The 22,715-nt window shown below is 65.8% G+C and carries 18 protein-coding genes; 13 read left to right on the top strand and 5 right to left on the bottom strand.

Features of this window, described 5'->3' with window-relative positions; genetic code table 11:
• Positions 1-13 precede the first annotated feature (13 nt).
• The 4 genes from ACQZ13_RS21360 to ACQZ13_RS21345 all read left to right on the top strand — a co-directional run bounded on the left by ACQZ13_RS21360 (position 14) and on the right by ACQZ13_RS21345 (position 4,458).
• A complete protein-coding gene (locus ACQZ13_RS21360) occupies positions 14-1,264 on the top strand; it encodes a pyridoxal-phosphate-dependent aminotransferase family protein (protein ID WP_431047936.1) in 1,251 nt (416 codons plus the stop codon).
• Between the two features lie 122 nt (positions 1,265-1,386).
• The gene (locus ACQZ13_RS21355) at positions 1,387-2,397 is read left to right on the top strand and encodes a Bug family tripartite tricarboxylate transporter substrate binding protein (protein WP_431047934.1); all 1,011 of its coding nucleotides are present in this window, start codon (positions 1,387-1,389) and stop codon (positions 2,395-2,397) included.
• A complete protein-coding gene (locus tag ACQZ13_RS21350; RefSeq protein ID WP_431047932.1) occupies positions 2,394-2,888 on the top strand; it encodes a tripartite tricarboxylate transporter TctB family protein in 495 nt (164 codons plus the stop codon). The genes ACQZ13_RS21355 and ACQZ13_RS21350 overlap by 4 nt, the downstream gene beginning before the upstream one ends.
• Before the next feature lie 55 nt (positions 2,889-2,943).
• Entirely contained in the window at positions 2,944-4,458 is a 1,515-nt protein-coding gene (locus tag ACQZ13_RS21345) for a tripartite tricarboxylate transporter permease (protein WP_431047930.1), read from the top strand.
• A 65-nt stretch (positions 4,459-4,523) separates the two neighbouring features.
• Here ACQZ13_RS21345 and ACQZ13_RS21340 read toward each other — a convergent pair whose 3' ends face one another.
• The gene (locus ACQZ13_RS21340; protein ID WP_431047928.1) at positions 4,524-5,252 is read right to left on the bottom strand and encodes a GntR family transcriptional regulator; all 729 of its coding nucleotides are present in this window, start codon (positions 5,250-5,252) and stop codon (positions 4,524-4,526) included.
• Positions 5,253-5,385: 133 nt separating this feature from the next.
• On the opposite strand from ACQZ13_RS21340, the gene ACQZ13_RS21335 reads away from it, so the two are divergent.
• The 3 genes from ACQZ13_RS21335 to ACQZ13_RS21325 are packed head-to-tail and all read left to right on the top strand — an operon-like array spanning position 5,386 to position 7,556.
• Positions 5,386-6,570: an epoxide hydrolase family protein gene (locus ACQZ13_RS21335; protein ID WP_431047926.1), complete on the top strand. Its 1,185-nt coding sequence runs from the start codon at positions 5,386-5,388 to the stop codon at positions 6,568-6,570.
• Entirely contained in the window at positions 6,567-7,124 is a 558-nt protein-coding gene (locus ACQZ13_RS21330) for an isochorismatase family protein (RefSeq protein WP_431047924.1), read from the top strand. The genes ACQZ13_RS21335 and ACQZ13_RS21330 overlap by 4 nt, the downstream gene beginning before the upstream one ends.
• Positions 7,125-7,136: 12 nt before the next feature.
• Positions 7,137-7,556, top strand: a complete 420-nt coding sequence (locus ACQZ13_RS21325) for an acyl-CoA thioesterase (protein ID WP_431047922.1) — start codon at positions 7,137-7,139, stop codon at positions 7,554-7,556.
• 307 nt (positions 7,557-7,863) lie between these two features.
• Here the strand turns inward: ACQZ13_RS21325 and ACQZ13_RS21320 are convergent, their stop codons facing one another.
• Together ACQZ13_RS21320 and ACQZ13_RS21315 are read right to left on the bottom strand one after the other, a co-directional pair.
• Positions 7,864-8,670, bottom strand: coding sequence for an exodeoxyribonuclease III (locus ACQZ13_RS21320; RefSeq protein WP_431047920.1), 807 nt, complete (start codon positions 8,668-8,670; stop codon positions 7,864-7,866).
• A 40-nt stretch (positions 8,671-8,710) separates the two neighbouring features.
• Entirely contained in the window at positions 8,711-9,337 is a 627-nt protein-coding gene (locus ACQZ13_RS21315) for a Dps family protein (RefSeq protein WP_431047918.1), read from the bottom strand.
• A gap of 164 nt (positions 9,338-9,501) precedes the next feature.
• Between ACQZ13_RS21315 and ACQZ13_RS21310 the strand changes: the two genes are divergently transcribed.
• The 4 genes from ACQZ13_RS21310 (at position 9,502) to ACQZ13_RS21295 (ending at position 16,094) form a co-directional block, all read left to right on the top strand.
• Positions 9,502-10,149 carry a TetR/AcrR family transcriptional regulator gene (locus ACQZ13_RS21310; protein ID WP_431047916.1) on the top strand — a complete coding sequence of 216 codons (648 nt, stop codon included), beginning with the start codon at positions 9,502-9,504 and terminating at the stop codon, positions 10,147-10,149.
• A gap of 8 nt (positions 10,150-10,157) precedes the next feature.
• Positions 10,158-10,835 (top strand): epimerase, encoded by a 678-nt coding sequence (locus tag ACQZ13_RS21305; protein WP_431047914.1) that lies wholly within the window; start codon positions 10,158-10,160, stop codon positions 10,833-10,835.
• Entirely contained in the window at positions 10,820-12,025 is a 1,206-nt protein-coding gene (locus tag ACQZ13_RS21300) for an MBL fold metallo-hydrolase (RefSeq protein ID WP_431047912.1), read from the top strand. The genes ACQZ13_RS21305 and ACQZ13_RS21300 overlap by 16 nt, the downstream gene beginning before the upstream one ends.
• Positions 12,026-12,326: 301 nt before the next feature.
• Positions 12,327-16,094: a hypothetical protein gene (locus tag ACQZ13_RS21295; protein ID WP_431047910.1), complete on the top strand. Its 3,768-nt coding sequence runs from the start codon at positions 12,327-12,329 to the stop codon at positions 16,092-16,094.
• A 167-nt stretch (positions 16,095-16,261) separates the two neighbouring features.
• On the opposite strand, the gene ACQZ13_RS21290 is transcribed toward ACQZ13_RS21295, so the two are convergent.
• A complete protein-coding gene (locus tag ACQZ13_RS21290; protein WP_431047908.1) occupies positions 16,262-16,921 on the bottom strand; it encodes a TetR/AcrR family transcriptional regulator in 660 nt (219 codons plus the stop codon).
• Positions 16,922-17,262: 341 nt separating this feature from the next.
• Between ACQZ13_RS21290 and ACQZ13_RS21285 the strand changes: the two genes are divergently transcribed.
• Both ACQZ13_RS21285 and ACQZ13_RS21280 read left to right on the top strand, forming a co-directional pair.
• A complete protein-coding gene (locus ACQZ13_RS21285) occupies positions 17,263-20,622 on the top strand; it encodes a di-heme oxidoredictase family protein (protein ID WP_431047906.1) in 3,360 nt (1,119 codons plus the stop codon).
• 161 nt (positions 20,623-20,783) lie between these two features.
• Positions 20,784-21,359 carry a hypothetical protein gene (locus ACQZ13_RS21280; RefSeq protein ID WP_431047904.1) on the top strand — a complete coding sequence of 192 codons (576 nt, stop codon included), beginning with the start codon at positions 20,784-20,786 and terminating at the stop codon, positions 21,357-21,359.
• A 54-nt stretch (positions 21,360-21,413) separates the two neighbouring features.
• Here ACQZ13_RS21280 and ACQZ13_RS21275 read toward each other — a convergent pair whose 3' ends face one another.
• The gene (locus ACQZ13_RS21275; RefSeq protein WP_431047902.1) at positions 21,414-22,574 is read right to left on the bottom strand and encodes a GGDEF domain-containing protein; all 1,161 of its coding nucleotides are present in this window, start codon (positions 22,572-22,574) and stop codon (positions 21,414-21,416) included.
• Positions 22,575-22,715: the final 141 nt, after the last annotated feature.

Here is a 22,715-nt window from a genome sequence, read left to right as displayed (position 1 = left end):
AAGGACGACGTCCATGCTGAAGCTCGACATGCACCCCACGGGTCGCCACTTCCTGCAGATCCCCGGTCCCAGCCCGGTCCCGGACCGGATCCTGCGGGCCATGAGTCTGCCGACCATCGATCACCGCGGACCGGAGTTCGGCCAGCTCGGGCGCAAGGTGCTCGCGGGGCTGCAGCAGGTCTTCAAGACCCGGCACCCGGTGGTCGTCTATCCCGCCTCCGGCACGGGGGCGTGGGAAGCAGCGCTGTGCAACACGCTGAGCGCGGGCGACCGGGTGCTCATGTACGAGACCGGCCACTTCGCCTCGCTGTGGCACAAGATGGCGCTGCGGCTGGGGCTGGCGCCGGAGTTCCTGACCCTGTCTCCGGCCGGAACGCAGGACGATCAACTGCCGCAGGCGCCGGGCTGGCGCCGGGGCGTGCAGGCGGACCTGATCGAGGCGCGTCTGCGCCAGGATGCGCGCCACGAGATCAAGGCGGTCTGCGTGGTCCACAACGAGACCTCGACCGGGGTCACCTCCGACATCGCCGCGGTGCGACGGGCCATCGACGCGGCGGGACATCCCGCCTTGCTGCTGGTGGACACCATCTCGGGGCTGGCCAGCGCCGACTACCGCCACGACGAGTGGGGCGTGGACGTCACCGTGAGCGGCTCCCAGAAGGGCCTGATGCTGCCGCCCGGCATCAGCTTCAACGCGGTGTCGCCCAAGGCGCTGGCGGCCATGAAGACGGCGACGCTGCCGCGTGCCTTCTGGGCCTGGGACGAGATCGTCGAGATGAACAAGGACGGCTACTGGCCCTACACGCCCAACACCAACCTGCTCTACGGCCTGTCCGAGGCGCTGGACATGATCCTGGGCGAGGGCCTGGACCACGTCTTCGCGCGGCACCAGCGCTGGGCCGCGGGCGTGCGGGCCGCCGTCAATGCCTGGGGCCTGCCCATCCAGTGCGCCGATCCGGCGGTCTATTCGCCGGTGCTGACCGGCGTCATCACGCCGGAAGGCGTCGACGCGGACCGCGTGCGCCGGCTCGTCCACGACCGCTTCGACCTGTCGCTCGGCACCGGCCTGGGCAAGCTGAAGGGGCGCATGTTCCGCATGGGGCATCTGGGCGACAGCAACGACCTGACCCTGGTCGCCATGGTGGCCGGCGTGGAGATGGGTCTGAAGCTGTCCGGTGTCGCGCTCGCCGGCAGCGGCGTGCATGCCACGATGGACCACTTCTCCAGTCACCCGGCACGCGTCGCCTTGCGCGAGGCGGCCTGAATCGACGCGCACCGACGTGCGCCGTTGCACACCGGTGCGATCCGGTGTGCTCCGTCAGGGACCGCCTTGAAGCGGCCCGGCGGGGACCGACGACTCAGTCAGAACAACAGCAGGAGACCGTCATGAAGATTCACCGCTTCGCCCTGGCCGCGTCCGCGGCCGGCACCCTGGCCTGCCTCGTGACCACGCCCGCCTGGGCGCAATGGAAACCGACCAAGGCCGTCGAGCTGGTCGTGCCGTTCTCGCCGGGCGGCGCGTCGGACCAGATGGCGCGCGTCATCCAGGCCATCGCGACCAAGTACAAGCTGATCGAGCAGCCCATCGTGATCCAGAACAAGGCGGGGGCGTCGGGCGCCGAAGGGATCATGGACGTCAAGTCCTCCGCGCGGGATCCCCACAAGCTGCTGGTCGGATCGACGGCGATCTTCACGGTGCCCCTGGCGACGGCGCTGCCCTTCAGCTGGCGAGACCTGACCCCGGTGGCAATGGTCGCGCAGGACGAGTTCGTCCTCTGGGTCAATGCCGACACGCCGTACAAGACGCCCAAGGAGTACCTGGACGCGGTGAAGGCCAAGCCGGACACCTTCAAGATGGGCGGCACCTCGTCGAAGCGCGAGGACCAGGTCATCACCGCCAACATCGAGCAGAACGCCGGGGTGAAGTTCACCTACATCCCGTACAAGGGCGGCGGCGAAGCCAGCACCCAGCTGGTCGGCAAGCACATCGATTCCAACGTGAACAACCCGAGCGAGTCGATCGCGCAATGGCGGGCCCACCAGGTCCGCGCGCTGTGCGTGTTCGACAGCAGCCGGATCGAATTCAAGGCGAAGGTGACGGAGCAGCAGGGCTGGTCCGACATCCCGACCTGCAAGGAGATGGGCCTGGACGTGCAGTACACGATGCTGCGCGGGTTCTTCCTGCCCGGCGGCGTCGGCAAGGAGCAGGCGGCCTTCTACGGCGAGGTGCTGAAGAAGATCGTGGAGACGCCGGACTGGAAGGAGTACCTGGAGCGCAATGCGCTCAAGCCGGAGTTCTCGGTCGGCAAGCCTTTCGTCGATTTCCTCGAGCAGGACGAGACCCGCCACCGGGAGATCATGAAGAAGGCCGGCTTCCTGTCGGCGGCGGCGAAGTGAACGAGGTCCTGGAGGAGGGCGGGCCGACCCGCCGCGCGGTGGAACTGGGCTCCGCGGCGGTGCTGCTGGCCCTGGCGGTCCTCGTCGTCTGGGACAACCTGCGCATCGGCGCGGGCTGGTCGGGCAGCGGTCCCGAGGCCGGCTATTTCCCGCTGCGCATCGGCGTCGCGCTGGGCGCCTGCGCCGTGGCCGTCTTCGTGCAGGCCTTGCGAACGCCGGACGCGGCGCGCTTCGCCACGTGGTCGCAGCTCAAGCGCGTGGCGCAGGTGCTGGTGCCGCTGACGATCTACGTCGCGCTGATCGTGCCGCTGGGCCTGTACGTCGCCTCCGCGCTCTTCATCGCGGTCTTCATGGTCTTCGTGGGGCGGTACCCGGCCTGGAAGGCCCTGCTGATGGGCGTCGCCCTGAACGCGGCGATGTTCTACGTCTTCGAGATCCAGTTCAAGGTGCCGTTGCCCAAGGGGCCGCTGGAGGCCTGGCTGGGCTACTGAGGCGCTTGCCAGGGCCCTGCATGGCGCCTGCGAGGCGCGACCGAGGAGCGTATCCATGGATGAACTCAACGCCTTGATGCACGGCTTCAGCGTCGCCGCGTCCTGGGGCAATGCGTGGCTGATGCTGGTGGGGATCCTGCTGGGCATCGTGGTGGGGGTGCTGCCGGGGCTGGGCGGTCCCAACGGCGTGGCCATCCTGCTGCCGCTGACCTTCGGCATGCCGCCGACCTCGGCCATCATCCTGCTGAGCTGCATCTACTGGGGCGCGCTGTTCGGCGGCGCGATCACCTCGGTGCTGTTCAACATCCCGGGCGAGGCCTGGTCGGTGGCGACCACCTTCGACGGCTATCCGATGGCGCGCCAGGGGCACGCCGGCGCGGCGTTGACGACCGCGTTCACGGGGTCCTTCATCGGGGCCATGTCGGGCGTGCTGCTGATCACCTTCCTCGCGCCGGTGGTGGCGGGATTCGCGTTGCGTTTCGGTCCGCCGGAGTTCTTCGCCGTCTTCTTCCTCACCTTCTGCTCCTTCATCGGCATGGGCAAGGAGCCCAAGGCCAAGATCGTCGCGGCGATGGCCGTCGGCCTGCTGCTGGCCGCGGTCGGCATGGACACCATTTCGGGCGAGCTGCGCATGACCTTCGGCAGCAGCGAGCTGCTGCGGGGCTTCGACTTCCTCGTCGTGGTCATCGGCCTGTTCGGCATCAGCGAAATCCTCATGACGCTGGAGGAGGGCCTGGCCTTCAAGGGCAAGAAGGCCGACATCGACCTGAAGGTGGTGCTGCGCACCTGGGCGACGCTGCCGCGCTACTGGGTGACGACGCTGCGCTCCTGCCTGGTGGGCTGCTGGATGGGGGTCACGCCGGGCGGCGCGGTCGCCGCGAGCTTCATGGGCTACGGCCTGGCCAAGAAGTTCGCCCGCGACCCGGACAGCTTCGGCAAGGGCAATCCGGAGGGCGTGCTCGCGCCGGAGACGGCCGCGCATGCGGCCGGCACCTCGGCGCTGCTGCCCATGCTGGCGCTGGGCATTCCGGGGTCCGCGACCGCGGCGGTGCTGCTCGGCGGTCTGATGATCTGGGGGTTGCAGCCGGGGCCGCTGCTGTTCACCGAGCAGAAGGAATTCGTCTGGAGCCTGATCGCCAGCATGTATCTGGGCAACGTGGCCGGCCTGGTGATCGTGATGGCGACGGTGCCGCTGTTCGCGGCCATCCTGCGGATCCCGTTCTCCATCATCGCGCCGACCATCCTGACGGTGTGCGCGGTGGGCGCGTTCACCGTCCACGGCGCGACGGCCGACATCTGGATGATGCTGATCTTCGGCGTGGTGGGCTACGTCTTCAAGAAGCTGGACTACCCGCTGGCGCCCATGGTGCTGGCGATCGTGCTCGGCGACCGGATGGAGGACGCCTTCCGCCAGAGCATGCTGGCGAGCAAGGGCAGCCTGGGGATCTTCTGGGCCAACGGCCTGAGCGGCACCATCACGACGCTGGCCCTGGTGATGCTGGTCTGGCCGCTGGTCGGCCGGCTGCGCCGGGCTGTCGCCGGGCGCCGGCCTCTGGCCCCGGCAGCATGAGGCGGGCGTCCTGACGCCTGGGGCCTGGGACCTGGGACCTGGGGACTGACGCGGCGCGGGATGTGTCAGCCGCCGGCGTCCTTGGCGGCGCGTCGACGCTTGGGCGGCTGCTCGGGGGATCCGGTCTGGATCTGGCCCGATCGCATGAGCGCGAGCACGGTGTCGCGCTTGTGGTTCAGGTGCTCGATCATGATGCGGCGCATCGCGTCGGCGTCGCGCGCTTCGAGGGCGGCGATCATCTGCTCGTGCTCCTTGACCGCCTGCTTCCATTTGGCGCCGTCCTGGTTGGTGCGGAAGCGCAGGTTCTGCACGCGGGCGTTGATGGAGTGGTAGGTCTTGGTCAGCAGCGGGTTCTTGGCGGCTTCGTTGATGAGGTCGTGGATGCGGGCGTTGAGGCGGTAATAGCCGGAGAGATCGCCGCGCGAGAAGCAGGCCATCATCTCGTAGTGCAGCGCGCGCAGTTCCGCGAGCTCGGCGTCCTCGATGCGGCGGGCCGCGAGCTCGCCGGAGAGTCCTTCCAGCCCGGCGAGCACCTCGAACGCGGCCATGATGTCGTCCTCGGTGAGGCGGACGGCGACCGCGCCGCGATTGGGCAGCAGGTCGACCAGGCCTTCGGCTGCGAGCAGCTTGATGGCTTCGCGCAAGGGGGTGCGGGAGACGTTGAGGAGCTCGCAGAGCTCGCGTTCGTTGAGCTTGGCGCCGGGGCTGATCCGTCCTTCGACGAGCATGGCGCGAAGCCGGGCGACGACCTGGTCATGCAATCCCACGCGGGAGATTTCGATCACTTCCGCCATCGCCTGCGCCCCCCAACGGCGCGTACTGAGTTCTGTGTGCAAGCGCATTCTAGGTGGCGTGGGTGCGGCGCGGCCCTCGGGGAGATCACAATCGGCGTCGCCATTTGCTGGCGTTGTGGTTGGCGGAGATCCCATGCGCGTTGTTCCTTTCAGGATCCAGATTCCCGAAGAGCGTTTGATCGACTTGCGCGAGCGCTTGTCGAGGGTGCGTTGGCCCGCGTCGCTCGACGAGGCCGGCTGGGCGGACGGCACCTCGCTCGCCTTCATGCAGCGTCTCGTGGCCCATTGGCGGGATCGCTTCGATTGGCGCGAGCAGGAAGCGCGGCTGAACAAGCTCAGCCACTTCATGGCGACCGTCGACGGCGCCGACGTCCACTTCATCCATCAGAAGAGCGCGGCGCCGAAAGCATTCCCGCTGGTGCTGACGCACGGCTGGCCGGGCTCGGTCGTGGAGATGACGCACATCATCGGTCTGCTCACGGATCCGGCTGCGCACGGCGGAGATCCCGCCGATGCCTTCGACGTGGTCGTGCCTTCTCTGCCGGGATACGGCTTCTCTCCTGCGCCAAAGACGACGGGCGTGGGCTCTCGCGAGATCGCGGGTCTGTGGCACGGCCTGATGCAGGGTCTCGGCTACCAGCGCTTCGGCGCGCAGGGCGGCGACATCGGCGCGGGCGTGTCGATGTGGCTCGCGCGACGCTTCCCGCAGGACGTCGTCGGCATCCATCTCAACTACATCCCGGGCGGCTTCCGACCGCATGTCGACGAGCAGAGCGCGCCCGTCACGGACGAGGAGCGCGCCTTCCAGACGACGGCGGCCGGCTGGTACGCGGAGGAGGGCGCCTATGCCGCGCTGCAGGGCACCAAGCCGCAGACCTTGGCGTATTCGCTGGCGGACTCGCCGGTGGGCTTGGCGGCGTGGATCGCCGAGAAGTTCCGCTCGTGGAGCGACTGCGGCGGCGACCTCGAGAGCGTCGTGGCGATGGACGAGCTGCTCACCGACATCTCGCTGTACTGGTTCAATGACAGCATCACCGCGTCGCTGCGGCTCTACAAGGAGAACCGCGCCCGCCCGCATGTCTTCGAGCCCGGCGAGCGCGTGACGCCGCCCATGGGCATGGCGCTGTTCCCGAAGGAATTGCCGACGCCGCCGCGCTCGTGGGTGGAACGCGCCTACGACGTCCGACGATGGGAAGTGATGCCGCGCGGCGGACACTTCGCGGCGTTGGAGCAGCCCGAGCTGCTGGCGGCGGAGATCCGTGCGTTCTTCCGACCGCTGCGCGGAATGCTGCCATTTCGTCCTGGAGAAAACCGATGATTGAACTCTCAGCCAAGACCACCGCGTTGGTCCTTGTCGATCTGCAGCGAGGCATCCTGGGCCTGTCGTTGGCACCGTGGACTGGCCAGCAGGTCTTTGATCGAAGCCTTCAGTTGGCATCGCGACTCCGCTCCGCCGGGGGCCAGGTCGTGCGCGTCAAAGTCGACTTCGGCGACAACGGCAAGCTCTCACCGTCGGGACTCGTGGACCAGCCGTCGTCGTCAGCGCGTCCGGCCGACTTCTCGCAGTTTCCCGACGAGCCTCTGCCGGCGGAGGACGTCGTCGTGACCAAGCGCCATTGGGGGAGCTTCCACGGCACGACCCTCGATCTGGAACTGCGGCGACGCGGCATCAAGACGGTGGTGGTGGCCGGCATCGCCACGAACATGGGCGTGGAGTCGACGGTCCGGAGCGCTCACGAGCACGGCTACGACGTCGTCGTGGTCTCCGACGCGACGACGACCTTCTCCGCCGCGATGAACACTTTCGCTTTCGAGCACATCTTCCCGCGCATCAGCCGCGTGGCGGCTTGCGACGAAATCACCTTCCTCTGAACGGTCAGCCGCATGCGATTCGAATTGCCCGACGACAAGAAGCTTGTCCACGAGACCCGCATCCAGATCCGCTGGGGTGACATGGATGCGATGGGACATGTGAACAACACGGTCTACTTCCGCTACCTAGAAATCGTGCGTGTGGAGTGGCTGGACAGCCTCGGCCACCCGCCTAGCCCCGATGGACAGGGGCCGGTGATCGTCAACGCGTTCTGCAACTTCCACAGGCAGCTCGCATATCCGGGCGAGATCCTGGCGAAGCACTACGTGTCGAATCCGGGGCGCTCCAGCTTCGACACGTGGATCACGTTGGAGAGGGTCGATGAGCCGGGCGTTGTCTATGCCTCGGGCGGGGCGACGACGGTGTGGCAGGACGCGACGGTTCAGAAGTCGGTGCCGTTGCCGGAGTGGTTGCGCCAACAGATTGATTGACGGCCCGCTTACGTCTCTAGCGCTTGGAACCGGGCGCTGCGTTGCCTCGGTCCCCGCCTGACGGCTGGCCGGTGGTACTTGGCCAGTTGCCGCCTGGACCGGGATGGCTCGAGCTTCTGCCTGGAGACGACGACCCGGGTGCTTGCTGCTTGCCGCCGCCTTGGCTTGGGGCCAATGAAGATGACTTTGCCATGAGAGTCTCCGAAGTGGTGCTCTCATGTTGCATGCTCGTGAGGCCGCGTCCAGCGATGCCGCTGACAGCCATGACGGGACTGTGGATGAATGAGGTGACCGGGCAGGTGGTGGATCAAGCGCGCCTGGTGCTTCTCTTTTTCGCCGACCAGGAGGCCACCACCAACTCAGCCCACACGGGCGCATGGTCGCTCGGGCTGTCCTTCCCTCGCTCTTCCAGGTCGACACCGGCGGCAACAACCTTGAATCCGCCGCTCACCAGGATGTGGTCGATCCTCAGCCCCGCATTGCGTTCCCACCTCTTGCGGCGGTAGTCCCAGAACGTGAAAGGCGTGTCCTTCGGATGCGCCGTCTTCAACGCATCGGTCCAGCCTTGCTTTAGCAGCGCCGCGAACGCATCCCGCGCTTCGGGTTGAAGCAGCGCGTTGTCTCGCCAGGTATCCGGCTTGTAGATGTCGGCGTCCGTGGGGACGACATTCCAGTCGCCCAGCAACACGGTTGGGTGGCCTGCCGTCCACAGGGCCTCGGCCCGCTGGCGCATGCGCTCGAACCACGCCAGCTTGTAGTCGAACTTCGGGCCGGGAACGGGGTTGCCGTTGGGCAGGTAAATCGCGGCCACCAGCACACCATTGACGGCGGCTTCAACGTAGCGGGACTGCCGGTCCTTGGCGTCGCCGGGCAGCGCCTTCAACACCGGCAGCGGCGTGTGCACGCGGGAGAGTAGAGCGACACCGTTCCACGTCTTCTGCCCGACCACGATCGATTCGTAGCCGGCCTCACGGAGAGCTTCCTCCGGGAAGTCCTCCGTGGGCGTCTTCAACTCCTGCAGCGCGACGACGTCGGGCTGGCGACGCGCCAGCCAGTCGAGCAACGCGTCGAGCCGCTTCAGGACGTTGTTGACGTTCCAGGTCGCGACGATCACGGCGTCACCGCTTCGGACCGCCCGACCGTCTCTCGTCGCCTCAGATCGGCGACGCCGCCACCAGATGTTCCGACAGGAACCACACCTGCAGCTCGTTGGTCCGCACGATGTCGCTGACCAGCAGGTCTTCCGTCCCCGAATCGCCGGCGTCGCTGGCTTTCTCGGCGTGCTCTCGCGCATACGTGAGGATCATCGTGTGCGCCTCGATCAGCCGGCTGAGCTGCACGGTCGCCGGTTCGCGGCCGCGCGGCGGGCGCGGGATGCGCGTCTCTTCCGCGATGTCCGCGGCCATCGCCAGCGACACGCCGCCCAGCACCTGGATGCGCTCGGCCACCAGGTCGACCAGCTCGACCTGTTCCTCGAAGTGCTTGTCGAACAGCAGATGCAGCTGGTTGAAGGTCGGACCGACCACCTGCCAGTGATGCTTCTTGTACATGTCGCGCAGCGTGATGGTGTCGGCCAGCACCTGGTTCAGCGAGGCCACGCTCTTCTTGACGACCGACTCGGCCAGGCCGTGCGGCATCTTCACGACCTCGCCGTAGCGCTGCGTCTCCTGTGACTGGGTCTTCACGGACTTGTCGATCGTCGGCGTCGTCGCGGCGTGCGCGGCGTCGACGCGAGCGGACTTCGCGGGGGACTTCGGGGCGGACTTCTTCTTGGTAGCCATGCGGAACTCCAATGCAGTGGGACAGATCCCCTCCCTGGAGGCAAGCGCCGATCCCGTCATTCCGGAAACCCGCCGATTTGCGCCAGTCAATAAACGGAGATACAGTCTCCGTTTATGAATTGCAGTCATTGGAGGCGTCCGAGCCTCCTCGGTGGAGACGCCGCATGAAGAAGACCGAGCCGCCCAAGCGCCTGCGCAGCGACGCCGCAGAAAACCGCGAGCGCCTGCTGGCCGCCGCGCATGTGGTGTTCGCCGAACGCGGCCTGTCCGCCACGCTCGACGACGTGGCCCGTCATGCGGGCGTGGGCGTCGGCACCGCCTACCGGCATTTCCCGAACAAGCAGGCGCTGGCCTCCGAAGTGCTGGAGGGCGCCATGCAGCGGCTGGCCGACGATGCCGAGGCGGCGCTCGCCGTCGCGGATCCGTGGCAGGGCTTCGTCGGATTCTTCGAGACCGTCGTGGCCTCGCAGGCCCGGCATCGCGGGCTGCACCACCTGTCGGCCAGCGACGGCATCGCCAGCGCCGAGGTGCAACGGCGTTTCGAGTCCGCGGTCGTGCAGCTGTTCCAGCGCGGGCAGAAGGCCGGCGTGATCCGCCCGGATGCCGCGCCCACCGACGTCGGTCCGATGCTCGTGATGCTGCGCACCGTCATCGATCTCAGCCCGCCGGGCAAGCCGGAACTGTGGCGTCGCTACCTGGCCGTGATGCTGGACGGCCTGCGTGCGGACGAGCGTCGTCCGATCCTTTCCGACGGTCTCACCACGGACGAGTTCGACGCGTTCATCGCGGCGAAGAAGCGGTCGGTCAAATGACAAGCCCGATGACACGCGGACAACACGCGCGCACGCCCATGAAGATCGTGCTGACCGGCGCCACCGGCTTCGCCGGCGGCGAGGTGCTCCGACAGGCGCTCCTGGATCCCACGATCTCGCAGGTCACCGTGCTGACGCGGCGCTCGCTCGGCGTCGTCCACGCGAAGCTGAAAGAGGTCGTGATGCGCGACTTCCTCGACTACTCGGCACTGGATCTGTCCGATCACGCGGCCTGCATCTGGTGCCTGGGCGCATCGCAGGTCGGCATCGGCGAGCAGGACTACGTCCGCATCACGCTCGACTATCCGCTGGCCGCCGCTCGCGCGCTGCAGGCGATGAACCCGCATCTGCGCTTCTGCTTCGTCAGCGGTCGCAGCGCCGATCCCACCGAGCAACGGCGCTCGCTGTTCGCGCGGATCAAGGGGAGGGCGGAACGCCAGCTCGCCGAGACGGGGCTGCCGGTCTTCGTCTTCCGTCCCGGCTACATCCGACCGACCGCCGTCAGCGGCGCGCGCAAGGACTTCGCCCGCTTCCTGGCGCCGGTGGGCTCGCTGCTGTCGCTGTTCAGCGCGGACTACGCCGTCGACTGCGATCAACTGGCGCGCGCCTTGCTCGACGTCGCCAGGCGCGGGACCGACCACCCCTTGATCCTCAACAGCGAGTTGCGCGCATGGCCCGCTCGTTGAAGACGCGGGTGATCCGCGTGGCCATCGTTGCAACGCTCGTGTTGATGAGCGCGATCGGCGTCCTGCTGGCCGCCACCGACACCTCGGGGCTCGGCGACACGCCGACCGGCGACCGGCTGCTGCGCACGCAGCAGTCGCCTCAATGGCACGACGATCACTTCGAGAACCGCCAGCCGATCTGGGCCGACGGCTTCGGCGCGTGGAAGAACTTCCTGCTCGGCGAGGCCTCGCCGGACAGCGTGCCGCAATCTCCCGTGCCGGTGGTCCGGCCGGATCCGAAGGCCTACCTGACGCCGCCGGATTCGGGGCTGCGCATGACCTGGCTCGGGCACGCGACGACCTTGCTCGAAGTCGACGGCGCGGTGCTGCTGATCGACCCGTTGTGGAGCGATCGCGCATCGCCGGTGTCGTGGGCCGGACCGCGTCGCTGGTACCCGCCGCTCATCGCGCTGTCCGATCTGCCGCGCGTGGACGCGGTGTTGATCTCGCACGATCACGTCGACCATCTGGACATGCGGACCATCGTCGCGATGCGCGACTGGTCGACGGTGTTCGTCGTGCCGCTGGGCATAGGCGCGCACCTGGAGCGCTGGGGCATTCCCGCCGCGCGCATCCGCGAACTGGATTGGTGGCAGTCGACGCGGCTCGGGCCGGTCGAGCTGGTGGCGACACCGGCGCGCCACGCTTCCGGACGCCTGTGGAGCAAGACCAACAAGACGCTGTGGGCGGGTTGGGCCGTCGCCGGTCCGGCGCACCGCGTCTGGTACTCGGGCGATACCGGCTTCCACACGGACCTGGCCGCGATCGGCGAGCGCCTCGGTCCGTTCGATCTCACGCTGATCGAGTCAGGCCAGTACGACACGCATTGGCCCGATACCCACCTCGGTCCGGAGCAGGCCGTCGAGGCGCACCGCCTGGTCCGCGGCAAGGTGATGGTGCCGGTGCATTGGGGACTGATCCAGCAGGCGCCGCACGCGTGGACGGAGCCCATCGAGCGCGTGATGGCTGCCGCGCGCTGTCATGAGGTCCCTGTGGTGGCGCCTCGTCCGGGCGAGATCGTCGAGCCGCTGCAGGCGTCGATCGCGCCCTGGTGGCCGCAGCTGCCCTGGCGCACGGCGGCGCAGTCCGCCGTCGAGGCGACGGTGAGCGGCGATCCCGCGGATCGCGCGCACGTGCCCGCCTGCCGGTAGCCGCAGCCTCTGTCGCTCTCTACGTGCCCTCGCCATAGCGCTGGGACTCTAGCGGTCCGTTCTCATCGACTTGCTGCTCGGTAACTGCACAGTCGGTGTTGATGCCGCTGGTTCCGGCGTCATTGGAGAGAAACATGTGGGACGGCCCGAAGTTGATGATTCGCGTCGGCGTTCGACGGCGATGACGACTGACCTCCCGTCGGGGACGAGCCTTAGGGTAAAAATGCGGTGCACGTTTCGACGATCAGGTGTCACTGGCCGGGACGACAAGCAAAGCAACAAGCCCAGGGGAGGGCATCAAATGAAATGGATCACCGCGAGCCAACTTGAGGCATGGGCGGACACTGCCGCATCCGAACTTCTCCTGCCTCTTCTTCTGCGAGACCTCATCACGGCTTCGGCAAGAAACATCAGCGACATACGCTTTCCGAGCGGAGATGTGGGCCGGATCCCTGGATTCGACGGCACGCTCAAGTCGGATGGCGCGCCGCTGTTTGTTCCTGAGGGCTCTGCTGTCTGGGAGCTAGGTACCGGGAACAAGCCGGTTGAAAAGGCGAATGGAGACTATGGGACCCGCACCGCATCGACTAGCGATGAAGAGCGCGGCAAGACCACATTCGTGTTCGTGACGCCCAGAACCCTGCGTGGCACTATTACGCCGCACACATGGGTAGAAGTGCGAAGAAAAGAGGGCGGCTGGAAGGATGTCCGCTTCATCGACGGCGTAACGCTTGAGGAGTGGCTATCCCGTGCGCCTGCAGTTGCCTCGCATTGGGCTAAGACCCATCTCAACTTGGTTCCTCCTAGGGGAGCGAAGAGCTCCGACGAATTCTGGAATCATTTCTCGCTGGCTTATGAACACGGGCTTCGCGAGGAGGTTGTTCTGGCTGGTCGAGAGGAGCAAGGTGCGGCGCTGGTTCGAAAATTGATCGCTGGTGAGCGCCGGATCTCCTTTACTGCCGACTCTCCTGATGAAGTGATTGCCTTCGTCGTTGCGGCCATCCGAAAGGCCTCCCCCGTAGAGAGACTGTTCCTTGAGAACCGGACCATGGTGGTGGAATCTGAAGACGCGGCGCAGCACTTTTCCAACATTGAAGGACTCATCTTTTTGCCGCGGGACAAAGCGGCTTCGTACAGTCATCTGCTTTTGCCTCGCGGGCCTACGGTCCTCGCGAATGGCCCCGGTCCGCAGCGCAACGACGCGGTTCGCCTCGCCAGACCAACGACCGCCGAATTCGCAGCGGCCTTACGCCTGATGGGTTTTGAAGAGGCCAAAGCGCTTGAGCATGCGCGCGGGTGCAACCGAACGCTTTCTGTGCTTGCTCGACGAATCCCAAGCGGAAACATCGTGCCTCCGGCGTGGATGCTCCATGGGCCAGCCCTCGTTCCTGCGATGCTTGCGGGCGGATGGCGAAGCTCGAACACTGCCGATGTGCAGGTTCTTCCGTCTCTCGCCGCTGTCGCCAATTACGAAGCTTGGGAAGGGCCGCTTCGTTCACTCACGGAGTTGACAGACCCGCCTATCGATCGGCTCGAAGATCTTTGGATGATGCGATCGCAGTTGGATGCGTTCATGCTCCTTGGGCATAGACTTGGCGCCGAGCACTTCGAGCGGCTGAAGGCTGTGTTCTCCACCGTATTTGTAGCGCCTGCAGACGTACCGCAAGCAGATCAGCCCTATCGACCCTGGCTACAGCCCAACGATTCCTATAGCGAGGAGTTACGTCGCGGCCTCTTGGGTACCTTACTGAACTTCGCGTTCCATCACCAAACCGCAAGGCTCGTGATCCCTGGAACGACGCCGGACCACTGGGTCCGTGAGCTGGTGAGTCAGCTTCCTGGCCTGAACACAGATCCAAATTTCATGGCGAGCTTCCGGGAAGAGCTACCGATGCTCGCGGAGGCTGCGGCAGGCCCTTTTCTTGATGCCCTCGAGCGCATGCTCGAGGGCGACCCCTCGACCATGTCTGCCATCTTCGCCCGAGGTAATTCCACCTTTGGCAGCACAAGTGCGCACGTCTATTTTCTATGGTCGCTTGAGAGGTTGGCTTGGGCCGAGAACTTGCTGCCGCGGGTGGCGCTCATCTTGGCCAAGTTAGCGGCGATCGAGCCGGAGGGGCTAACCGGAAACCGACCGCTCGATAGCCTCAGGTCGATCCTCCTTTCCTGGAGCCCCAATACTCATGCATCTGGCGCTACGCGGGACGCAGTCCTACGTCGCGTGGTCGCGCTGGTACCGTCTATCGCGTGGCCGCTACTTGCAAAGCTTCTTCCCCAGCATCACGACAGCAACAACGTCCATGAGAAACCGCTGTACCTTGAGACGGTTGAAGCGCCTGAGACCCTAACCTTTGGTGTTGTCTGGAAGAGCCAGGACACGGTCATCGAGTTGGCACTGGAACGAGTCAGCGGAATCGCTGATCGTTGGGGATCAATTATTGGAACGATCGGGCACTACCGCGAAAATTCCTTTAAGGCGGCGCTTCGCCAACTCGATGCATATCTGCTGAATGCTGACCCCGAAGACCACGAGAAGGTCTGGGGGATGTTGCGAGCAGAGGCTCGTCGTCATCAGTCTTTTCCAGACGCGCCACTTGCGGGTGGGCACGACGCACTCAATGCGATGACGAAGCTCGTCGAGCAACATTCGCCAAAGGAGAAGCCGTTCGCACTCACTTGGCTGTTCGACGACTGGGTACCAGATATCGAGCGAAGTGGCTCCCAAGCCCCGACGATGGAGCTCATTGAAGCCGAACGCAGTAAGGCTGTCGAAGCCATCATGGGATCCAGCTCGGAAGGTGATGGCATTGCAGGATTGCTCACCATCGCTGCGCGTGCGAAGGTCCCCCATCTTCTTGGTCCTGCCTTGGTTCGTCTCGCACTCACGAGAGAGCAAATTGCTGGGTTAATGGGTGGGCTTGATCTCAAGCGCGAGGACCACCGGTCATTGGCGTCTCAACTTGTGTCGGACAGCCTTTCGAGGCTCGGAGAACTGCCGCCTACGTTGAAGCAGGTCCTCGTTGACAACGGACTGGTGCAGGAGCAAGCAGCCCAGCTGTTCTTCGGAATTCGGGATTCAGAGGAAGCATGGGCCACGGTTGAAGAGTTCGACAAAGATGTCGCCGCTGCGTACTGGAAGTCCAAACACGCCTTCATCGTTGAAGGCTCTCTGGAACTTTCATTGAAGGCCGCGATTCGCTACCTCGAAGCCGGAAGGCCAATGTCGGCCATTGAAGTGCTTCATATGCGCCGAGAAGAGGTGCCCTCTGACTTCTTGCTCGCGTTGTTGTTTGAGGTGGCGAAGCAGCTGGACCTGGTTGTTCCAAAAGTTGGCCACACCATGGTTGAGTACTACCTCATGTCTGTGTTCGAGGTGTTGGAGAGCCGGCCAGATTTGGATGAAGAGCATCTGGCAAAGCTGCAGTACGTGCTTTTCCCATTGTTCTCACACCGCGAGAAGGCGCTTACTCTGCATCGCGTGCTGATGAAGAAGCCGGAGCTGTTCATGGAGCTTGTCCGGGGGGCTTACCTTGGCTCCACCCAATCGCCAGAGGACGTCACTGAGGCCCAGCGATCCGCAGCGCTTGCTGCCTACCGCATCCTTGGCGACATTTACGTCATTCCCGGTCAGAGCGAATCTGGTCTAGATGCGGCGGCTCTGAATGCTTGGTGCGATGACGTTCGTCGTTTGTCCGCCGAGTCAGGCTTGGAAGAGTCAGGTGAATATCGGATTGGAACCATCGCGGCGCATGCCCCTATCGATCCGATTGATGCTGCTTGGCCACACGCCGCAGTTCGAGATCTCATCGAGAGGTATTCCTCCGAGCGTGTTGAGAGCGGCATACGCGTTGAGCGATACAACATGCGGGGCGCCTATTGGAAGGCCATTGGCGAAGGCGGGAAACAGGAGCGCGACCTCCAGTCGCAGTATGCGGACTGGGCTAAGGCTTGCAGGGCTTGGCCCAGAACGTCTCAACTACTGAGGGAGATTGCTCAAAGCTATGGGAGGGAAGCGGATCGGGCTGACCTTGAGGCGGAGCAGGAGCGCATGTCCGGCCGATTGGGCTGAGCCGGATGATCTCTAAACTGGCAGCCTGCAGTTGGATGGCGCTGTGCGTGGTCAAGTACTGTTGGTGCGCTGACGAGCCCGCTCAATAGGCCGTTGCCGGGGCACTGACCGAGTTCGAGTCGGCTCGACTGTTGGAGCCGCTGAGTGGGAAGTCAAGCCAATCTGACTTAGTCCACTTGGCCGGCCCGACTGAACAGCAGCGCATCCATCACCTTCATGTAGCCCTTGGCCGTCTTCGCGTCCGTGGCCTGCACGCCGGTGGTGGCCGCGATGTCCGGCCCCATCACCGACAGCGTGTTGGCCAGCGAGACCATCGCGTAGTACAGCAGCACCGGTTCCCCCTTCGGCAGGTCCCCGGCCTTCTGCGCCGCCTTGATCAGCGGCCGGGCCAGGTCGAAGTGCGGCCGCAGGAAGTGCTGCGCCAGCCACTCCTGGCGGTCCTCGCTGTGCGTGCCTTCGCGCCGCTGCATCATGAAGCGGTGCAGGTGCGGCTGGTCCAGCGTGAACTGGAAGTACGCGATGAACTCCTGCCGCAGCTGCTCGATCGCGGTCGCCGGCTTCGCCTGCCTGATCAATCCTTCGCGTGCCCGGGCGAGTTCCTCATAGACCAGCGTCGCCACCGCCTGCCACAGTACCTCTTTCGATTGGAAGTGGTAGGTGATCAGCTGATGCGTCAGCCCGCTCTGCTCCGCGATCGCGCGCATGCTCGCCGCCTCGAAGCCGCGCTCGGCGAATTCCTTCAGCGCGGTCTTCAGGATCGCCTGCTTCGTGTCGGCCGACCGCTGCTGCTCGCGTCGGCGGGGCGTGGAAGTATCCGGAGTGCTCATGCCCGACATCATGCCTTCGTCACCGACTGTTCCTACCTCGCCGGAGGTATCGGATGCCCTGGTATTCCGGCTGCGTATCGCCCATGTTTCCCTAGATGGTGCGTTGGTATCGATACCGCCGCATCCGGCCCCGATGGGGCATCAATTCGACACACATTAAAACTTGCCGCATGGCAAAACAAACGCGGACACTCGCGCCGCTTGCCCCTCTCAGGAGGGACATGCGGTGTGACGTGTCGATGGGCGGCGCGTTCACCGGACCAAGCCAGGTCCACCGAAGCGGTCGCGGGCACCACCCCCCGCGACACCAATCGCACCCACAGGCACGGGAGGGAACCACCATGGAGTTCAAGCAACTCGGCATCATGATGGGCAGGGCATTTGTCCCTGCCCTGCTGGGTAGTGCGCTGCTCGCCGCATGCGGCGGCGGCAACGGTCAGCAGGACGGCGGCGTCCAGATCGCGTCCGACGACAACGGCGGCAGCGCCGATGCCGCGGCACGCGCCAAGCGCATGGCCGGCGACAGCGGCACCGAGACGGCGCTCACGCCCGTCTCCGCCACCGGCAGCTCGATGGAGCGCGGCGATCTGAACGGCGCCAAGGCCATCGACAAGGACGACAACAGCCGTTGGGGCTCGGCGTTCACCGACAACGAGTGGCTGACGCTGGACTACGGCAGCAGCGTCACGATCACGCGGGTCCGCATCAACTGGGAAAACGCCCACGCGAAGAAGTACCTGCTGCAGACGTCCGAAGACAACAAGACCTGGACCACGATCAAGACGATCGAGAACAGCCCGGGCGGTGTCGAAGACATCAAGAACCTCGGCGGCCAGGGCCGCTATCTGCGCGTGCAGGGCGTGACCCGCTCGACGCAGTACGGCTACTCGATCTTCGAGATCCAGGCCTTCACCGGCACCGCGGTCCCGCCGACCAACCCGACGGACCCGACCACGCCGACGAATCCGACGGATCCGACGACGCCGACCAACCCCACCACCCCGACCGATCCGACGACGCCCACGCAGCCGACGGACCCCGTGGGCGACACGAGCAAGCCGGGCGTGGCCATCAAGCCGGTGCTGGCGATCTCGTCGGCTCCGGAGAACGACGGCCTGTCGGCGAAGAACTCGATCGACGGCAACCTGGCCACGCGCTGGGCCTCCAAGCCTGAAGACGGCGCCTGGATCCAGTACGACTTCGGCACGGCGCAACCGCTGGGCTACATGAAGCTCGTCTGGGAGAACGCGTACGGCAAGGCCTACGAGATCCAGATCTCGGACGACGGCAAGACCTGGACCCGTCTGCGCAACCAGCCGGCCGGCAAGGGCGGCACCGAGGAGTACTTCAACCTCGGCGTGAAGACGCGTTTCGTCCGTATCCAGGGCGTGACCCGTGCAACCAACTACGGCTATTCGTTGTTCGAGGTCGAATTCAAGACCGTCGGCAGCGACAACAGCATCCCGACCACGACGACCACCCCGTTCTCCTTCCCGGTGAACGGCGCGGGCGCGGGTCCGCTGTTCCAGCCGCAGGCGCCGATCGAGCAGATCCAGTTCACGCTGCCGGACGGCACGCTGGTGACGCGTTTCGGTCAGCGCGGCGTCGGCCGCCACGGCCGCGAGCGCGGCGAGGACTGGAACGAGATCGGCTTCGGACCCAATGACACCGTGGATGCCAACGGCAATCCGCAGGACAAGGGTCCGGGCAACTACATGAACTTCGTCGCGAACTACTTCAAGAATCGCACGTGGGGCGTGGAGTTCATCGACAACTCGAACGTGGCCGGCGTCACCAAGCCGCGTCTGATCGTCAACCAGTACTTCCCGCAGGCGCAGCGCGGCGGCGGTCATTCCTTCTTCCGCCGCATCGACGACGTGGGCGTCACCGGCTACGGCTGGATGTCGCCGGGTCAGCTGCTGGATCCGACCACCTACACGGACGGGTTCGTCGACAAGACGTCCTGCCCGGTGGTGCCCAAGCCGCCGCAGAACGCCCTGGCCAAGCCCAACACGGGCTACAACGGCATCATCGGCGCGAACGACGGCTGCTCCGTGGTGCTGGACAACATGCCGGGTCACCAGGACCTGTCCCCGAACGCGAACGGCGTGCTGGTGCCCAACGGCGTCAACATCCCGGCCAGCCCGCTGAAGGTGGGTCAGGCGATCGAGTTCACGGGCTCGTTCTTCTCCAGCCGTGCGGCGATGGATGCGATCGGTGACAAGGGCGACATCCGCTACTACACCAGCGAAGTCATCTACGTCATGGGTGCCGGTCTGCGTCCGTGGTACGGCGTCCAGCCGCGCCTGAACAGCGTGCCGCTGCCGGATGCGGTGCTGTCGGGCGGTCTGGGTTCCGTCTCGTACAACTACTCGGACGAAGGCTGGCGCATGTTCCAGCAGCCGTTCAACAACATCGGCATGCAGAACCTGCAGCGATTCGTTGAAGGCCGCCGTGCGGTGCACAGCAGCTTCGTGACCGGGCAGCACATCGAGCCGGGCAACGATCCGATGACCTCGATCCAGAACCTGGCGGGTACCCGTTTCAACGCCACGGCCTGCGTGCAGTGCCACACCAACAACGGTCGCAGCCCTGCGCCGTTCACGGTGGACCAGCGTCTGGACAAGATGGCCTTCCACGTTGCGGTGAAGGCGGCTGACGGTTCGATCCGTCCGGACCCGCGCTACGGCTCGGCGATCCAGATGAACTCGACCTCGGCCACCGGTGCGCCGCAGGATTGGGGCAACGCGGTGAAGGTCGCGGGCTTCGAGACCAGCAGCGTCACGCTGGCGGACGGTTCCAAGGTCGAGCTGCGCAAGCCGAAGTTCGCCTTCGACGGTCCCACGCCGCAACTGTGGTCGGCTCGCGCCGCACTGCCGCTGCTGGGCGTCGGTCTGCTGGAAGCGGTGCCTGAGGCGGACATCCTGGCCCGTGCGCGCACGACGCCGGACGCTGACGGTGTGGTGGGCAAGGCCAACTTCACGTTCGATCCGGAAACCGGCGCCACGCGTCTGGGCCGCTTCGGCTGGAAGGCGTCCAAGGCCAGCATCCGTCACCAGGTGGCCAACGCGCTGCTGAACGACATGTCGGTGACGTCGCCGGTGTACCCGAACCGCAGCTGCGCGACCGACCCGCAGGGTTGCCGCACGGCGCCGGCGCAGAAGGGCATCCAGGAAGCCGATCTGACCGCGCTGACGCAGTACATGCAGCTGCTGGCCGTGCCGGCCCAACGGAGCATCCCGAGCGGATTCCCGAAGGGTGTGGCGCCGACGGACGAGCATCGCGTGGATGCGGTCCAGGTGGCCAACGGCCGCAAGGTGTTCGACGCGCTGAAGTGCGCGGCGTGCCACACGGCGGAGATGAAGACGGGCAAGAACCATCCGTTCGCGGAACTGCGCGACCAGACGATCCGTCCGTTCACCGACCTGCTGCTGCACGACATGGGCCCGGCCCTGGCGGACAACTTGCCGGAAGGCCAGGCGCAAGGTGCGATGTGGCGTACGACGGCTCTGTGGGGCATCGGCTACACGGAGAAGGTCGCCCAGGGTCAGCCGGTCGGCTACCTGCATGACGGCCGCGCCCGCAACCTGACCGAAGCCATCCTGTGGCACGGCGGCGAAGGCGAGAAGTCGCGTCAGCGCTTCGAGCAGCTGTCCAAGGCGGACCGCGACTCGCTGCTGGCTTGGCTGAAGACGCTGTAAGGAAACCTTGAAGGAACGGCGCCTCGCGCGCCGGTTCATCAAGCAGAAGGCCGTGGCTCATGCCACGGCCTTTTTTCGTTCCGGGGTCGAGTTGGCGGCCCGTGGCAGACTGGGGCGGATCAGCGCTGGCGGTCTTCGCCGGCCATCCGTTGGTGGAGACCATGAAGAACCTAGCCATCTGTGGAACCCTCGCCGCCGCCTTGTTCGGCTTGCCCAGTGTGGGTCGCTGCGCGGAGATCGTGCTTGAGCAGTCCGCGGTGCAGTCGCTGCTGATCGAAGGGCTGTTCAAGGAAGAAGGGAAGCTCTATCTGCAGAAGGGCGCCTGCTACGCCTATCTCGAGGACCCCAAGGTGACGCTCCAGAACGGGCGCGTGATCATCCGGGCGCACCTCAGCAGCCGGCTGGGTGTTCCCTCGGGGCGGGACTGCCTCGGCGTCGCGCTGGCGAGCTGGGCCACGATGTCGGCGACGCCCGTCGCGCAGGGTCACGTCGTGCGCTTGACCGAGATCCGCGTGGACGAGGTGGAGGATCCCAACACGCGCAACCTGCTGAATCTGGGCCTTGCGCCGGCGGTGCCCGGGGCCGTTGAATTCGATGTGAAGAAGGCGGTCGAGGAAATGCTCAAGGGCTCAGGGAGCAAGCTGCAAGGGGAAGTGCAGGCGCTCAAGATCGACTCGGTGAAGGCGGGGGACAACAAGCTGTCGATCAACTTCGACTTCAAGCTGGTGGGGCGGTGACCGGGCGTCGGGAGGCGCCTAGGGTTCAAGCGGTTCGCCCACGACGAGGCGACATCACGCAGGTCCACGCACCAGCGCGACCAACTCCATCCGATCCCGCCCCTTGCGCTTCGATGCGTAGAGGGCCTCATCGGCCTGCTTGAGCCAGTGCGACAGCTCCTCGTCGGGCTGATCGGACAAGGTCGCGCCGATGCTCAAGGAGACCGGCTCCGGCGTCTCGAACATCGCGCGCGCCTGCTCCGCGAATGCCTCGCGCAGCTCCTGGCTCAGCGCCTGCACCGTGGCGTCGGAGACGCCGCTCAGCAGGATCACGAACTCGTCCCCGCCCAGACGCGCAGCCTGCGCACCGTCGGGCAGCGCGCCGCGGATGAGCTCGCTCAGCACCACCAGCAGTCGGTCCCCGGCGTCGTGACCGTGCAGGTCATTGACCTGCTTGAAGTGGTCGATGTCGATCAGCAGGAGGGCGCTGGGGCGGTCGCGGGAGGACTGCGCCAGTAGCGCCGGTGCGCGCTGATAGAGCGCGCGGCGGTTATCCAGGCCTGTGAGCGGGTCGCGTGCGGCGATCTTCGCAATGCGTTCCTCGCGGCGATGACGCTCGGTGCCGGTCATCGAGATGGCGAGCAGCATGATCGCCATCGCGCCCTCCACCAGCGAGACCAGGATCACCGCGCCGCGGAAGCCGGCCAGATTGACGAAGGCCTCCGGCAGCAGGGTCGACCCGGCCTTGGCGAGGTAGAACAGGCCGTGGGCCAGCAGGACGAAGCGCAACTGCGCCGCCCCCAGGCTCAGCACGCCGCCATGCGGGCGTAGCAGCAGACCGGCGCGCAGGGTGATCACGGCGATCAGCAGCGACTGGATGCCCAGCATCACCTTGGACCACCACGGCCCATCGGGCACAAACAGCATCGCCAGCCAGACAACGGCCAGCAGCCACCAGGCGCGAGGCAACCGGGTGCGCGTGAATCCTGCGACGCCGGCCAGGAACAACCAGTGGGCGACGATCAGCAAGCCATTGGGGAACCAGATGCCGAGCAGCACATGGCCGCTGGAGCGCAGCAGGGCCAGCGCGCTGCCCACGGCGATGATGGTGAAACCGGTGCTCCAGAGCAGCAGCGAGCGTTCGCGCACGCTGCGCCATTCCGCGGCCAGGCACAGCGCCGAGGCGGCGGCCATGGCGGCGGTGAGGACGAGCAGGGTGAAGGGGTCGAGAACCATGGGCGATGGATGTATCAGTCCAGCGAAGTCTGACGCCGTTGGAGACTCGCAACCGGGCAAAGCATGTGCACACGGCGGATTGTCAATGAGGCGTCAGCGCCCGGCCGCGGAGTCCGACGGCCGGTCTCAGCCCTCAAACTT

Source organism: Roseateles sp. L2-2, from assembly GCF_050613215.1.
Classification (GTDB): Bacteria; Pseudomonadota; Gammaproteobacteria; order Burkholderiales; family Burkholderiaceae_C; genus Roseateles; species Roseateles noduli.
The sequence above is the reverse complement of the archived record's forward strand: the minus strand, read 5'-3'. Positions and strand labels throughout refer to the sequence as shown.

Excerpts from the sequence above, each read along its gene's own strand:
- ACQZ13_RS21315 (WP_431047918.1), bottom strand. The coding sequence starts at position 9,337 with ATGGCTACCAAGAAGAAGTCCGCCCCGAAGTCCCCCGCGAAGTCCGCT.
- ACQZ13_RS21360 (WP_431047936.1), top strand. The coding sequence starts at position 14 with ATGCTGAAGCTCGACATGCACCCCACGGGTCGCCACTTCCTGCAGATC.
- ACQZ13_RS21295 (WP_431047910.1), top strand. The coding sequence starts at position 12,327 with ATGAAATGGATCACCGCGAGCCAACTTGAGGCATGGGCGGACACTGCC.
- ACQZ13_RS21285 (WP_431047906.1), top strand. The coding sequence starts at position 17,263 with ATGGAGTTCAAGCAACTCGGCATCATGATGGGCAGGGCATTTGTCCCT.
- ACQZ13_RS21340 (WP_431047928.1), bottom strand. The coding sequence starts at position 5,252 with ATGGCGGAAGTGATCGAAATCTCCCGCGTGGGATTGCATGACCAGGTC.
- ACQZ13_RS21345 (WP_431047930.1), top strand. The coding sequence starts at position 2,944 with ATGGATGAACTCAACGCCTTGATGCACGGCTTCAGCGTCGCCGCGTCC.
- ACQZ13_RS21300 (WP_431047912.1), top strand. The coding sequence starts at position 10,820 with ATGGCCCGCTCGTTGAAGACGCGGGTGATCCGCGTGGCCATCGTTGCA.
- ACQZ13_RS21290 (WP_431047908.1), bottom strand. The coding sequence starts at position 16,921 with ATGAGCACTCCGGATACTTCCACGCCCCGCCGACGCGAGCAGCAGCGG.
- ACQZ13_RS21325 (WP_431047922.1), top strand. The coding sequence starts at position 7,137 with ATGCGATTCGAATTGCCCGACGACAAGAAGCTTGTCCACGAGACCCGC.
- ACQZ13_RS21310 (WP_431047916.1), top strand. The coding sequence starts at position 9,502 with ATGAAGAAGACCGAGCCGCCCAAGCGCCTGCGCAGCGACGCCGCAGAA.
- ACQZ13_RS21335 (WP_431047926.1), top strand. The coding sequence starts at position 5,386 with ATGCGCGTTGTTCCTTTCAGGATCCAGATTCCCGAAGAGCGTTTGATC.
- ACQZ13_RS21305 (WP_431047914.1), top strand. The coding sequence starts at position 10,158 with ATGACACGCGGACAACACGCGCGCACGCCCATGAAGATCGTGCTGACC.
- ACQZ13_RS21280 (WP_431047904.1), top strand. The coding sequence starts at position 20,784 with ATGAAGAACCTAGCCATCTGTGGAACCCTCGCCGCCGCCTTGTTCGGC.
- ACQZ13_RS21275 (WP_431047902.1), bottom strand. The coding sequence starts at position 22,574 with ATGGTTCTCGACCCCTTCACCCTGCTCGTCCTCACCGCCGCCATGGCC.
- ACQZ13_RS21355 (WP_431047934.1), top strand. The coding sequence starts at position 1,387 with ATGAAGATTCACCGCTTCGCCCTGGCCGCGTCCGCGGCCGGCACCCTG.
- ACQZ13_RS21330 (WP_431047924.1), top strand. The coding sequence starts at position 6,567 with ATGATTGAACTCTCAGCCAAGACCACCGCGTTGGTCCTTGTCGATCTG.